Below are 12,943 nucleotides of genomic sequence, written 5' to 3'. Positions count from 1 at the left end.
CTGCGTTGATGCACGTCGAATAAATTCTTGGGGCGCACTTGATTTTGAATCCCAGCACGTCACGCTTCATGTTGGAAGCCTTTGGAGAGAGGAAGCTGTGGAAGCCATATTGCCGAAAGACATTCAGGCCGGGCTGGATGCCGCACGGGTGGATAGCCTGCGAAAATCGTCGCGTTTGCGGGTACACGCGGACGGGGTGGAACATAAGGTCCTGCGTTATTGGGACACCGGCTTCTCGCTTGATGCGCAGACGGCACCGCAGTTGCGCGGTCGGGTCGATTTATTCGATGGCGCGGCTCATCTGTTTCAATGTTTGATCGTCGCGGTAGAGCAAGAGGGCGGCGAAATGCTGTTTGATTTCAAACGCGCGACCCGTGTCGCGAAGTCTGCGGCGCTGGATTTCGAACGGGCTGCAGATGCGCCGGCGGGCTTGATCACCGTCGACGCACCGCATTGATTTTATTGCAGGTCTTTGAACGCCTCGCGCAGACGGTTGCAGGCTTCTTCTACCCGAGCGCGCGGGGTGGCGATGTTGAACCTCAGGAAGCTTTCCCCGCCCTTGCCAAAAGTTGGCCCGTGGTTTGCAGCAATCCCAGCGGAGTTTTCGACCCGTTGGGTGAACTCTGATCTGTCCATTCCGGTCCCGCTGAAATCGACCCAAGCGAGGTAGGTTGATTGAAGCGACATGGATTGCAGCCCGGGTATGTCCTGAATCGCAGCGTCAAAGATCTGCCGGTTGCCGTCCAGGTAGCTGACCAGATCATCAACCCATGCCGCCCCTTCCGACGAATAGGCGGCGGTCGCCATAAAAAGTCCGAAGGAGTTCGGTGACAGCCCCATAGCTGCGACGCGTTGCGCAAAGGTCTCGCGAAGCTTTGGATCGGGGATGATCACGTTGCCGGAGTGGGAACCGGCGATGTTAAAGGTTTTAGTGGTTGCCGTCATCATGACCAACCGGTCCGCGACCCCATCAATTAACGCCATGGGGGTGTGTGTATGACCAGGCATTACCAAATCATGGTGAATCTCGTCCGAGACCAGCACCAGATCATGACGTTTGGCAAAGGCTGCGACCTGTTCCAGCTCTGATTTGGACCAGACACGCCCGCCCGGGTTATGGGGCGAACAGAACACCAGCATCGTCTCTTTGCCCGTCATTTGCGCATCATAAGCATCGAAATCGAGCGTATACTGGCCGCCCTCTATCGCCATTTCACATTCGACCACCTGCCGCCCTGCAGCGGAGATCACCCGAGCAAAGGCGTGGTAAACCGGTGTGAACAGGACAACTCCGTCCCCGGGCTTGGTGAAGGCGTCGACGCACATCGCGGTTCCGTTAACCAAGCCGTGCGTGGTGAAAACCCACTCGGGCGCAACTTTCCAGCCGTGTCGATGCTCCATCCACCATTGGATGGCGCCCAGATATTTGCTGTCATCGCCAAAGTACCCATAGACACCATGGTCCAACATATCTTGCAGCGCGGTTTGAACCACCTGAGGCGGGCGGAAATCCATATCCGCAACCCACATGGCAATGCCAGTATCCGCGGGGACGCCGTAGATCGGCTCCATCTTGTCCCATTTCGCGCAATGGGTGCCACGCCGGTCGATGATTTCGTCAAAGCTCATGGGGTTCTCCTGTCAGATTTGGCCGACACGCTAAACCTAATCGGCCAGACCGCAAGCCCCGAGGTTGCAGCGGCGCAGGTGTTGGCCTAAATCAACCAAATGATACGCAATATTTTACTACACCCTGACCCGCGGCTGAAAAAGCCATGCGCCCCCGTGACCGATATGACGGACGAGTTGCGCAGCTTGGCTGATGATATGCTCGCCACGATGTATGACGCGCCGGGGATCGGTCTTGCGGCCCCCCAGATCGGGGTGATGAACCGCCTGATCGTCATGGATTGCGTAAAGGAAGAGGGGGAGACGCCGCGACCGCTGGTGATGTTCAACCCCGAAATCATCGCCGCCTCGGACGCGCTGAACACCTATGAAGAAGGGTGTTTGTCGATCCCCGAGCAGTTTGCCGATGTGACGCGCCCCGCAGATGTGGACGTGCGCTGGATCGATATCGACGGGAACGAGCAGACCGAGACCTTTACCAAACTATGGGCGACCTGCGTGCAGCACGAGATCGACCATCTGGATGGCAAGCTTTTTATCGATTATCTCAAACCGATGAAACGCCAGATGATCACGCGCAAAATGACCAAGCTGAAACGCGAACTGGCGCGCGGATGAGCGTGCTGGACATCGTGACCTGGCCTGACGCGCGGCTGACAGCTGTGTGCGCGCCCGTCGCCACGCGCACGCCCGAGATCGACCAGTTGATCGCTGATATGTTCGAGACGATGTATGCCGCGCCCGGTCGCGGGTTGGCGGCGCCGCAGGTTGGCCGGACCGAGCGTATTTTCGTTTTCGATGCGGGCTGGAAGGAAGGCACCCCGACGCCTGTCGCCTGTATCAATCCGCAGATTGTCAGCCTGTCTGACACTCGCGCGATTGGCGAAGAGGGATGTTTGTCGATCCCGGGCGTGCCGATGGATATTGCCCGCGCGACCGAGGTTACGTTGCGGTGGACGGATGCTGATGGCACCCACGAACGAAAGTTCAGCGGCGCAGAGGCCGTGATCGTGCAGCATGAATATGATCACCTTGATGGCATCGTCATTTATGACCGTGTCGCGCAGGAGCAAAGCCAATGACCGTTCGTCGCATTCTTCCGTGGCCGCACGCCTGTTTGCGGACGCCCGCCGCCCAAGTGGCAGAAATCAATGATGAAATTCGTGCGCTCTGGGGCGACATGATCGACACGATGGACGCGATGCCGGGGGTCGGGCTGGCCGCACCGCAGATCGGAGTGTCGCTGCAGGTCGCCGTTGTCGATGCCTCGCAAGCGCGGGATAAACGGATCCGTTTGGCAAACCCTGTCGTCATCGACGCTTCGGCGATCATGAATGAATACGAAGAGGCGAGCCCGAATTTGCCCGGAATATCGGCCAAGATCCGGCGTCCACGCGGTGTGAAAGTGCGGTATCTTGACGAGCAGGGCGCGACAGTGACGCGCGATTTCGTCGGGTTGGAGGCGACCAGCGTGCAGCATCAGATCGACCATCTTGCTGGAAAAATGTTTGTCGACAATCTGAGTAAAACGCGCCGTGATATGCTGCTGCGCAAGGCGCGCAAGTACAAGGGCTGACTGCCTCTACGGTTTGAAGGGAAGTGTTCGATGCGTGTTATCTTTATGGGAACACCTGATTTTTCAGTGCCAGTGTTGGATGCGTTGGTCTTGGCCGGCCACGAAATCGCCGCCGTCTATTGCCAGCCGCCGCGCCCTGCAGGGCGAGGCAAAAAGGACCGCCCCAGCCCGGTTCAGCAACGGGCAGAGGCTTTGGGGTTGCTGGTACGTCACCCCGTTTCGTTGAAAACCGCCAAAGCGCAGGCGGAGTTTGCAGCGCTCGGCGCGGATGTGGCTGTTGTTGTCGCCTATGGTCTGATTTTGCCCCAAGCCGTTCTGGATGTGCCGAAATCCGGGTGTCTGAATATCCACGCGAGTTTGTTGCCCCGATGGCGGGGTGCCGCGCCGATCCATCGGGCGATCATGGCGGGCGACGTTGAAACGGGTGTGTGCATCATGCAGATGGAGGCGGGGCTGGACACGGGGCCCGTGCTGTTGCGCGCCGCGACGCCGATCCGCACCACCGAGACGACGATCGAACTGCATGACCGACTAAGCACCATGGGCGCAGAGTTGATCGTGGAGGCACTTCGACAACTGCCTGACCTGCAACCGGAACCGCAGCCCGAAGAGGGCGTGACCTATGCCAGTAAAATTGACAAGGCCGAGGCGCGCATCGATTGGTCGCGCCCCGCAACAGAGGTGGACCGGCAAATCAGGGGGCTGTCGCCGTTTCCTGGTGCATGGTTCGATCTGGACGGCACGCGGGTGAAGGTGCTGGCATCGAAGCTTGCCGAGGGCGAGGGTGCAGCGGGCGAGGCTCTGGATGACACTCTGCGCGTCGGTTGCGGGGAGGGTGCGGTTCAGCTGATCCGCTTGCAACGGGCGGGGAAAGCGGCGCAAGATGCGCAAACGTTCCAGCGTGGTGCGCAGATTGCTGCGGGCACAGTTCTAAGCAAAGGGTAAATCATGCTTCCGACGCTTATTGGCACGGTTGTGATCGCGGGGCTTGTCGGCTTTTTCGCCGAAAAGTCAGGCTTTACCCGCAACGGCTATCTTGCCTCGATTATCATCTGCGTGGGCGGCGCTTTTCTGTTTTATTTCGTGCGGTTGATGTTCGGCTTCGGGTTTAATTCGGCCGGCATGAACGCCATCGCGTCCTCTATCGGGGCGCTGATCATCGTGCCGTTTCACTGGCGTCGAAAGTAACGTTACACCCGCGGCGGGCGGCTTTTGTACACGGGTAGGTGCCATCCGAAATACAGCGATCCGGCACGCAAAATCCACGTCATACAGGCACCGGCAAACAGCGCCAGCGCATCATCGCCCAGAATGCTACGGATGATGACAGCGGTTGCGGCACCCGCGAAAGCGGCAGTCACATAAAGTTCGCCCTGTTGCAGAACAAGCGGCACTTCCCCCACGACAACATCGCGCATCAACCCGCCCATGCAGCCGGTGATCATCCCCATCAGCACCACGACCACAGCGGATTGATCAAGCGAGATCGCCACACCCGTGCCCGCAGCAACCGCCACGGCGAGCGCCACGGAATCGAGCCATAGCAGCGCGCGATAGCGGCTTTCGAGGAGATGCGCGGTAAAGAAAACCACCATCGCGGCAGTGACGCCCACGGCGAGATGGGTGGGGTTCGCAATCCAGAAAATCGGGTTTCGATCCAGCAACAGGTCGCGCAGTGTGCCGCCGCCCAAGGCCGTGAGACAGGCGATAAAGGCGAAGCCTACAAGGTCAAGCTGGGCGCGGCTGGCGACCAGCGCCCCCGTAATCGCAAAGACCAGAACGGAGGCATATTCCAGCAGGGTGATTAGGCTCATTTGGTTTTGAACGGGGCCATGCCCGCCCGCGCCAGTTCATCCGCGCGCTCGTTCTCGGGATGGCCGGCGTGGCCTTTGACCCATTCCCAGGTGACCTGATGCCGCGCATTTGCCGCATCCAGCCGCTGCCAAAGCTCCGCGTTTTTGACGGGCTTTTTAGCGGCATTCTTCCAGCCGTTTTTCTTCCAGCCGTAGATCCAGCCGGTGATGCCATTTTTGACATAGTTGCTATCGGTGACGATCGTGATCTCGGTCGGGCGGGCTAGCGCTTCGAGCGCGCTGATGGCGGCCATCAGCTCCATCCGGTTGTTGGTGGTGGCGGGTTCGCCGCCTTTCAACTCGCGTTCCTTAACGATCTTGTCGCCATCCATCGCCCGCATCAGGGCACCCCAGCCACCGGGGCCGGGATTGCCGGAACAGGCACCATCAGTATATGCAATCAGCTTGGTCATGGGGCTGCCTTATCCAGTCTGGCGTGGGGGCGTCCAGCCTAATCTACGCCCCGCCCGCAAGTTTCGCTGCTACAGAAAGACGCCCACAGCCAGACACGCCAGCACGACGGCGGTCAGAAGCGTGCGCAGCTTTAGCCACCAGCGCGGCGCAAGACGCCAGTGCCAGAAGGCGGCATCAAGGACCAGTAGACCCGCAAAACCGAACATCAGGTTCAGCCCCGCACCCACGGGGCCGCCGCTGGTCATGAAGAACGCCCAAAGCGCCGGGATCACGGCGAGGATATAGCCGGCCGTCGCCTTCGCCCCGCTGGTCTTGGTTGCGAATCCCCATAGCACGCCGGACATGAAGGAAAGAATAACTGTGCCATAGAACAGCTGGATATATGGCCCGACAAAACGGCCGCCGAACGTCGCCGCGCCCCAGTTCGCCAAGGGATCGACCAGCCCGGTCAAGGCCCCCCAGATAAAAGGAATCAGCCCGGCAAGGCCAAGCCAAAGCGGCGCGCGGGGGATGCCGGTCATGCGGGTACCCGAAGCACACGGGGGACTTTGAATTCCACATTCTCTACCGCGGTTTCGACCATTTCGGTGGTCACATCGTAGCGGTCTTTGAACGCGTCAATGACCTCGTTGATAAGTTGTTCGGGGGCCGAGGCACCGGCGGTGATCCCGATGCTTTTGATCCCCTCGAGGCTGCGCCAATCGATGTCCGTCGCGCGCTGCACCAGTTGGGCGTAATCGCAGCCCGCACGCGATCCGACCTCGACCAGACGGCGGGAGTTCGATGAGTTTGGCGCGCCCACAACCAGCATCGCATCACACTTCGGCGCCATTGCCTTCACCGCTTCTTGACGGTTGGTCGTGGCGTAGCAGATGTCTTCTTTGTGCGGCCCGATGATCTGCGGGAAACGTTTGTTCAGGGCGGCGACAATCTCGGCTGTGTCATCAACGCTTAACGTTGTCTGTGTGACATAGGCCAGCTTGCTCGGGTCGCGCACCTCGACGGTTTCGACATCGGCGGGCGTTTCAACCAGCAAAACCTCGCCCGGGGGGAGCTGCCCCATGGTGCCAATGGTTTCGGGGTGGCCCGCGTGGCCGATCATGATCATCTGCAGCCCGGCGTCGGCGTGGCGTTGCGCCTCGATATGCACCTTGGAGACAAGCGGGCAGGTCGCGTCGACATAGACCATATTGCGTGCCTCGGCCTTGGCGGGGACGGCTTTCGGTACGCCGTGCGCCGAGAAGATCACGGGCCGGTCATCGGGGCATTCCGACAGTTCCTCGACAAAGATCGCACCCCGTTCGCGCAGCCCGTCGACGACGAATTTATTGTGCACGATCTCGTGGCGCACATAAACCGGCGCGCCCCATTTCTCGATGGCCATTTCGACGATCTTGATTGCGCGGTCGACGCCCGCACAGAACCCGCGTGGCGCGGCAAGATACAGGGTCAAAGGCGGTTTGGTCATCACACTCTCCTTGGGCATGGGCCATAGGTAAGGGTTGCGCGGCGCATCGTCCAGACCACCGGAGGCACAGTCTGATGCTTCAAATGCGCGCGCACGTATTGCGGGGGCATGAGGGATGCGGAGATTTAGGCGCGCCGTCGCGGGTTATTCGTCAGATGTTTCACGTGGAGGCCGGCCAATAACGTCGCGCAGGTCTTCGAGTTCGATAAAGTTGTCCACTTGGCGGCGCAGCTCGTCCGAGATCATGGGCGGTTGGCTGCGGATCGTGCTGACAACAGAGACGCGCACGCCCTGACGTTGAAGGCTTTCGACCAACGGGCGGAAATCGCCGTCACCAGAGAAGATCACGATGTGGTCAAGATGTGGCGCAAGCTCCATCGCGTCGACCGCAAGCTCAATATCCATGTTCCCTTTGACCTTCCGGCGGCCCATGCTGTCGGTGTATTCCTTGGCCGGTTTGGTCACCATGGAGAACCCGTTATAGTTCAGCCAGTCGACCAGCGGGCGTATGGGAGAGTATTCGTCATTTTCCAGCAAAGCGGTGTAGTAAAAGGCACGCAGCAGTTTGCCGCGACGCATGAACTCCTGCCGCAGTAGCTTGTAATCAATGTCAAAACCCAGGTTCTTGGCTGCTGCGTAAAGGTTGGAGCCGTCGATGAATAAAGCGAGCCGTTCGTCCTTGTAGAACATGAAGTGCCTTCCTAATACACGTCGTTCGGAAATTTGCGTCGTGTAGAGCCGCTATAAAACGAAATGTTTCAAATTTAGTTTCCGACTATGAATGCAATACTAACTAAGGTTTTTTCGAGAGGCAGCAAGTGAAGACATTGGCCATCCCTGACCCCAAGGGGGGTGAAATCGGCAAGTGCGCGCTGATCGCCCTCGGGAGCAATCAATCATCAGTTGCGGGAGGGCCGGCGGAAACTCTGCGTCGGGCCCTTGATATTATGGTCGGTATGGGCGCGCGGGTTGCCGCTCTTAGCCCGTTTTACTCAACCTATGCGTTTCCCGAGGGGTCGGGCCCGAATTTCGTAAATACAACCGCTAGTATAAGGGTGGAAGGGGAGCCGGATCAAGTTTTAGCTATTCTTCATGCCGTCGAAGCAGGGCTTGGGCGCGAGCGGCAAAGCCGGTGGGCCCCTCGGACGGTCGATCTGGATCTCATCGCGATGGGGGATGTGGTGTTGCCGGATGTACAGACGCAGACCGATTGGCGGGAGATTCCGCTTGAACAGCAGATGCTCAAAGCGCCTGACCAGCTGATCCTGCCGCACCCGCGGCTTCAGGATCGTGCCTTTGTTTTGGTGCCGCTGGCGGACATCGCGCCGGACTGGTGTCACCCACTGATCGGCAAAACCGTTCGCGAGATGTTGAATGACCTGCCAGAGGCAGATAAAAAGGGGGTGTGGCCGCTGGAATAGGCCCTTGTAAATTCCGCCGATGGCTTCTAAATAGTCGGCTTCTTGCAGCATTCATGATTGGAGCATCCCCATGGCCCGCGTCACTGTCGAAGATTGTGTAGATAAAGTGCCAAACCGGTTCGAGCTTGTCATGCTTGCCGCGCATCGTGCGCGTGAAATTGCGGCTGGTTCTACGGTTACTGTTGATCGCGATAACGACAAAAACCCTGTCGTGTCCCTGCGCGAGATTGCGGATGAAACCCAATCGGCCGATGAGCTGCGCGAGCGCCTGATCGAAAGCAACCAGAACCAGATCGAGGTTGATGAACCCGAAGAGGACGCAATGGCGCTTCTTATGGGGGCTGAGCAAGACAAGCCCGAAGAGGACAGCATGTCCGAAGAAATGCTGCTGCGGCAGTTGATGGCGGCACAAGGGCAGGGCTAAGGCCCGCGCCCTTCGGGGCTTATAGGCAGGACAGGTATGAATACCGCCGACATTACGGCTGACGACCTTATCGCGCTTGTGCGCGCCTATAACCCTAAGACGAACGAAAATCAGATCAGGCTGGCCTATGACTATGGCCAGCAGATGCACGAGGGCCAGTTCCGCCATTCCGGAGAGCCCTATTTCACGCATCCGGTCTCTGTCGCGGCCATTTTGACCGAACAGCAGCTGGATGACGCGACCATCATCACCGCATTGCTGCACGACACGATCGAGGACACGAAAGCGTCTTATAGCAGCGTCGATGAAAAGTTCGGGCATGATGTCGCTGAACTGGTCGATGGCGTGACCAAGCTGACCAACCTGCAACTGAATTCCAACGAGACAAAACAGGCCGAGAACTTTCGCAAGCTGTTCATGGCAATGTCGAAAGATCTGCGGGTTATTTTGGTTAAGTTGGCGGATCGGCTGCATAATATGCGCACGATCAAGTCGATGCGCCCTGACAAGCAGATCCAGAAAGCTCGTGAAACAATGGATATCTATGCGCCTCTTGCGGGGCGTATGGGCATGCAATGGATGCGCGAAGAGCTTGAGGATCTGGCCTTTCGCGTGCTCAACCCCGAAGGGCGGCAGTCGATCATCCGGCGCTTTATCACCCTTCAGCGCGAAACTGGCGATGTCATCCAACGAATCACCGGCGACATGCGGCACGAGCTTGAGAAAGCCGGGATCGAGGCCGAAGTCTTTGGGCGGGCGAAAAAACCGTATTCGATCTGGCGCAAGATGCAGGAAAAGCAGCAATCCTTTTCCCGTTTATCGGATATTTACGGTTTCCGCGTTATCACCGCCTCGGAGGATGAATGTTATCGCGCGCTTGGCACTATCCATCGGCGCTGGCGGGCCGTGCCGGGCCGGTTCAAGGATTATATCAGCCAGCCCAAGACGAACGGTTACCGGTCGATCCATACCACCGTCTCTGGCCGTGACGGCAAACGGGTCGAGGTGCAGATCAGAACGCGGCAGATGCATGATGTCGCTGAATCCGGTGTGGCGGCGCATTGGTCCTATCGTGACGGCGTGCGGTCGCGGAACCCCTTTGCTGTTGATCCGGTCAAATGGGTCGCGCAACTGACAGAGCAGCTTGATTCCGAGGAGGATCACGAGGATTTCCTCGAGGCGGTCAAGCTTGAGATGTACGCCGATCAGGTGTTCTGCTTTACCCCCAAAGGCGAGGTGGTCAAGCTGCCGCGTGGGGCGACGCCGATTGATTTCGCCTATGCGATCCACACGCGAATCGGGTCTGCCTGCGTGGGTGCCAAGATCGACGGGATGCGCGTGCCTTTGTGGACGCGGGTGAAAAACGGCCAGTCGATCGAGATCATTACCGCCCAAGGTCAGACACCGCAGGCGACATGGCTGGATATCGCAACGACGGGCAAGGCCAAGACGGCGATCCGTCGGTCGCTGCGTGAACTGGATCGCGCGCGCTTTGTCAGCCTCGGGCGCGAACTTGCCCGCTCTGCCTTCGAGCAGATGAATAAATCGGCGACGGAGAAAGTGCTGCGCACCGCGGCGCGCAACCTGCGCCTCTCCAGCGCGGAGGAGCTTTTGGCGCAACTTGGCTCTGCCGAACTGACGGGCCAAGAAGTGGTGCAGGCCGTCTATCCCAACCTGCGCCCCAAACCCGGCGAACATGTCGACCGCAAGCGCGCGGTGGTGGGGCTGGAAGCGGGGCAATCCTTTGACCGGTCGCCTTGTTGTCAGGCGCTGCCGGGGGAACGCATTGTCGGCATCACCTTCCGCGGGCAGGGCGTCAAAATCCACACCATCGATTGCGAGCGTCTGTCGCATTACGAGGACCAGCCCGAACGCTGGCTGGACCTGCGTTGGCACGACGGGCCACATCCCGCGATCTATGGGGCGACACTGGATTTGACCATCGGCAATGGGGCGGGCGTGCTGGGGCGGATTTGTACGCTCATCGGCCAATCCTCTGCCAATATCGCAGATCTGGAATTTTTGGACCGCAAGCCTGACTTTTACCGGTTGTTGATCTACGTAGAACTGCGAGACATTGCGCATCTGCATTCTTTGATCCCGATGTTGGAGGCCGAAAGCGAGGTGGCCGAGATCAGCCGATACCGGAACCCCGACTTGTTCAAGGCAGGTACCAAAGACGCATGATCCGCCCGGACTGCACTGACCCAAGGACGAACTGTTGATTTTCAAACGCCGCGATCCAAAGCCGACAGTGCGCGCGATGGCTGAATTCATGTGGCCTCGGGGTGGTTGGACGCGGGCGTTTCACTATGTCAAACACCGGATGCGCCGCTTGCCCGATACGCCCGAACGCATTGCGCGTGGCATCTGGGCCGGTGTTTTTACCACGTTTACGCCCTTCTACGGTATGCATTTTATCGTGGCGGCGCTGGTATCGCGTGTCATGCGAGGCAATCTGCTGGCCGCATTGATGGGGACGTTTTTTGGCAACCCGCTGACCTATGTCCCGATCGGGTTGTCATCGCTGTCCATGGGACACTGGATTCTCGGTTCCCACATGCAGACGGGGGAGCATCGGTCCTTCGGGGGCAAATTCTTTGACGCCGGTCACGACTTGTTGGCCAACTTTGTGGCGATCTTTACCAGCCGTGACATGGATTGGTCGGGGCTTGAGGTCTTCTGGCATCAGGTGTTCTATCCGTATCTGATCGGGGGGATCGTGCCCGGCATGATCTGCGCCACGATCGCCTATTATCTGGCCGTGCCCTTGCTGCGGGCCTATCAAAAGCGGCGCAAGGGCGCGATCAAGGCCAAGTTCGATTTGTTGAAAAAGAAAGCCTCGGCCAAGGCAGAGGCGAAACGCAAGGCAGAGCAGGCGGCTCTGGAAGGGAAAGACCATGGCGGCACAAGGTAAGCTTCGGCTGGGCGTAAATATTGACCACGTGGCGACTGTGCGGAACGCGCGCGGCGGTGCCTATCCGGACCCGCTGCGCGCGGCCCGCGCCGCGCAAGAGGCAGGCGCTGATGGGATCACCGCGCACCTGCGTGAGGATCGTCGCCACATCACCGATGCGGATATCGAAGGGCTGCAAGAGGTGTTGAACGTGCCGCTCAACTTCGAGATGGCCGCCACGGAAGAGATGCAGGCCATCGCCCTGCGCCACAAACCCCATGCCGTCTGCATCGTGCCGGAAAAGCGCGAAGAGCGGACAACCGAAGGCGGGCTTGAAGTCGCACGCGAGGAAAACCGGCTGGCGCATTTTATTGCTCCTCTGCGCGAAGCGGGCAGCCGCGTCAGCATCTTCATCGCCGCCGATCAGCGCCAGATCGAGGCGGCGAACCGCATCGGGGCAGAGGTGATCGAACTGCACACCGGTGCCTATTGCGACGCCTATGCCGAAGGGCATTGGGAGGAAGCGCAAAAGGAGCTGCAAAAGCTCGAAGAGATGTCAAAATTCGCCCATGATCTGGGGCTTGAAGTGCACGCGGGCCACGGCCTGACCTATGATACCGTCAGCCCCGTCGCAGCTTTCCCCGAGGTGCAAGAGCTGAACATCGGGCATTTCCTGATTGGCGAGGCGATCTTTCTGGGCCTTGGCCCCGCCATCGCCGAGATGCGCCGCCTGATGGATGACGCCCGCAAGGGCTGAGGGCGCGGCATGATTTTGGGAATCGGCACCGACCTCGCGAATATCGAACGGATTCAAGGCACGCTGGACCGCTTTGGCGACCGTTTCCGCAATCGCGTGTTCACCGAGGTTGAACAGCAAAAGGCCGAACGTCGCCGTGATGTCGCGGGCACCTACGCCAAACGCTGGGCCGCGAAAGAGGCATGTTCAAAGGCGCTTGGCACCGGTCTGCGCATGGGCATCGCTTGGCGCGATATGGCGGTGAGCAACCTGCGCACCGGCCAGCCCGTGATGGAGGTCACCGGCTGGGCGGCGGAGCGTTTGGCCAAGATGACACCCGACGGCCACGAGGCGATCATTCACGTCACGCTGACAGATGACCATCCTTGGGCACAGGCTTTTGTCGTCATCGAAGCCCGCCCCAAGGCAGGTATTCAGACCTAACGGCAGATCATGGCCCATTCGGTCGATGGATCGGGGGCAGGGTTGCTTGACTTGCGTCAATGGCACCCGCATGTAACGCTCG

At 59.3% G+C, this 12,943-nt stretch carries 18 protein-coding genes; 12 read left to right on the top strand and 6 right to left on the bottom strand.

The window, feature by feature from the left end; all coding sequences use genetic code 11:
- The first annotated feature begins 97 nt into the window (after positions 1-97).
- Positions 98-457: a hypothetical protein gene (locus AB1495_RS03780; protein ID WP_005849957.1), complete on the top strand. Its 360-nt coding sequence runs from the start codon at positions 98-100 to the stop codon at positions 455-457.
- 2 nt (positions 458-459) lie between these two features.
- On the opposite strand, the gene AB1495_RS03775 is transcribed toward AB1495_RS03780, so the two are convergent.
- Complete coding sequence (locus tag AB1495_RS03775; protein ID WP_074637224.1) at positions 460-1,629, bottom strand: MalY/PatB family protein; 1,170 nt, start codon at positions 1,627-1,629, stop codon at positions 460-462.
- Positions 1,630-1,728: 99 nt separating this feature from the next.
- Between AB1495_RS03775 and def (AB1495_RS03770) the strand changes: the two genes are divergently transcribed.
- Genes def (AB1495_RS03770) through AB1495_RS03750 form a run of 5 tightly spaced genes read left to right on the top strand, consistent with a single transcriptional unit; the run spans position 1,729 to position 4,393 of the window.
- Positions 1,729-2,247: a peptide deformylase gene (gene def, locus AB1495_RS03770; protein WP_037941269.1), complete on the top strand. Its 519-nt coding sequence runs from the start codon at positions 1,729-1,731 to the stop codon at positions 2,245-2,247.
- A complete protein-coding gene (def, locus tag AB1495_RS03765) occupies positions 2,244-2,711 on the top strand; it encodes a peptide deformylase (protein ID WP_074637222.1) in 468 nt (155 codons plus the stop codon). The genes def (AB1495_RS03770) and def (AB1495_RS03765) overlap by 4 nt, the downstream gene beginning before the upstream one ends.
- The gene (def, locus tag AB1495_RS03760; RefSeq protein ID WP_074637220.1) at positions 2,708-3,205 is read left to right on the top strand and encodes a peptide deformylase; all 498 of its coding nucleotides are present in this window, start codon (positions 2,708-2,710) and stop codon (positions 3,203-3,205) included. Before def (AB1495_RS03765) ends, def (AB1495_RS03760) begins: the two co-directional genes overlap by 4 nt.
- A 30-nt stretch (positions 3,206-3,235) precedes the next feature.
- Entirely contained in the window at positions 3,236-4,150 is a 915-nt protein-coding gene (fmt, locus tag AB1495_RS03755; RefSeq protein ID WP_074637218.1) for a methionyl-tRNA formyltransferase, read from the top strand.
- A gap of 3 nt (positions 4,151-4,153) precedes the next feature.
- Positions 4,154-4,393, top strand: coding sequence for a hypothetical protein (locus tag AB1495_RS03750; protein ID WP_005849950.1), 240 nt, complete (start codon positions 4,154-4,156; stop codon positions 4,391-4,393).
- 2 nt (positions 4,394-4,395) lie between these two features.
- On the opposite strand, the gene AB1495_RS03745 is transcribed toward AB1495_RS03750, so the two are convergent.
- The 5 genes from AB1495_RS03745 to AB1495_RS03725 all read right to left on the bottom strand — a co-directional run bounded on the left by AB1495_RS03745 (position 4,396) and on the right by AB1495_RS03725 (position 7,630).
- Positions 4,396-5,019: a trimeric intracellular cation channel family protein gene (locus tag AB1495_RS03745; RefSeq protein WP_009825341.1), complete on the bottom strand. Its 624-nt coding sequence runs from the start codon at positions 5,017-5,019 to the stop codon at positions 4,396-4,398.
- Entirely contained in the window at positions 5,016-5,471 is a 456-nt protein-coding gene (gene rnhA / locus AB1495_RS03740; protein WP_005849948.1) for a ribonuclease HI, read from the bottom strand. The genes AB1495_RS03745 and rnhA overlap by 4 nt, the downstream gene beginning before the upstream one ends.
- 69 nt (positions 5,472-5,540) lie before the next feature.
- Positions 5,541-5,993, bottom strand: a complete 453-nt coding sequence (locus AB1495_RS03735; RefSeq protein WP_074637217.1) for a DUF3429 domain-containing protein — start codon at positions 5,991-5,993, stop codon at positions 5,541-5,543.
- Complete coding sequence (ispH, locus tag AB1495_RS03730) at positions 5,990-6,940, bottom strand: 4-hydroxy-3-methylbut-2-enyl diphosphate reductase (protein WP_064215903.1); 951 nt, start codon at positions 6,938-6,940, stop codon at positions 5,990-5,992. The genes AB1495_RS03735 and ispH overlap by 4 nt, the downstream gene beginning before the upstream one ends.
- 144 nt (positions 6,941-7,084) lie before the next feature.
- Complete coding sequence (locus AB1495_RS03725) at positions 7,085-7,630, bottom strand: NYN domain-containing protein (protein ID WP_005849944.1); 546 nt, start codon at positions 7,628-7,630, stop codon at positions 7,085-7,087.
- A 128-nt stretch (positions 7,631-7,758) separates the two neighbouring features.
- On the opposite strand from AB1495_RS03725, the gene folK reads away from it, so the two are divergent.
- The 6 genes from folK to acpS all read left to right on the top strand — a co-directional run bounded on the left by folK (position 7,759) and on the right by acpS (position 12,861).
- Positions 7,759-8,361 (top strand): 2-amino-4-hydroxy-6-hydroxymethyldihydropteridine diphosphokinase, encoded by a 603-nt coding sequence (folK, locus tag AB1495_RS03720; RefSeq protein ID WP_244269019.1) that lies wholly within the window; start codon positions 7,759-7,761, stop codon positions 8,359-8,361.
- Between the two features lie 70 nt (positions 8,362-8,431).
- A complete protein-coding gene (gene rpoZ / locus AB1495_RS03715) occupies positions 8,432-8,785 on the top strand; it encodes a DNA-directed RNA polymerase subunit omega (protein WP_005849941.1) in 354 nt (117 codons plus the stop codon).
- A 36-nt stretch (positions 8,786-8,821) separates the two neighbouring features.
- Complete coding sequence (locus tag AB1495_RS03710; RefSeq protein WP_074637215.1) at positions 8,822-10,972, top strand: bifunctional (p)ppGpp synthetase/guanosine-3',5'-bis(diphosphate) 3'-pyrophosphohydrolase; 2,151 nt, start codon at positions 8,822-8,824, stop codon at positions 10,970-10,972.
- Between the two features lie 34 nt (positions 10,973-11,006).
- On the top strand, positions 11,007-11,702 hold the full coding sequence (locus tag AB1495_RS03705; protein WP_064215905.1) for a DUF2062 domain-containing protein: 696 nt from the start codon (positions 11,007-11,009) through the stop codon (positions 11,700-11,702).
- Complete coding sequence (locus AB1495_RS03700) at positions 11,686-12,438, top strand: pyridoxine 5'-phosphate synthase (RefSeq protein ID WP_009825335.1); 753 nt, start codon at positions 11,686-11,688, stop codon at positions 12,436-12,438. The genes AB1495_RS03705 and AB1495_RS03700 overlap by 17 nt, the downstream gene beginning before the upstream one ends.
- A 9-nt stretch (positions 12,439-12,447) precedes the next feature.
- Positions 12,448-12,861, top strand: a complete 414-nt coding sequence (gene acpS / locus AB1495_RS03695) for a holo-ACP synthase (RefSeq protein ID WP_074637213.1) — start codon at positions 12,448-12,450, stop codon at positions 12,859-12,861.
- Positions 12,862-12,943 lie beyond the last annotated feature (82 nt).

Source organism: Sulfitobacter pontiacus, from assembly GCF_040790665.1.
Classification (GTDB): Bacteria; Pseudomonadota; Alphaproteobacteria; order Rhodobacterales; family Rhodobacteraceae; genus Sulfitobacter; species Sulfitobacter pontiacus.
Note: the sequence above shows the minus strand (reverse complement) of the source record. Positions and strands in the feature narration are given on the sequence as shown.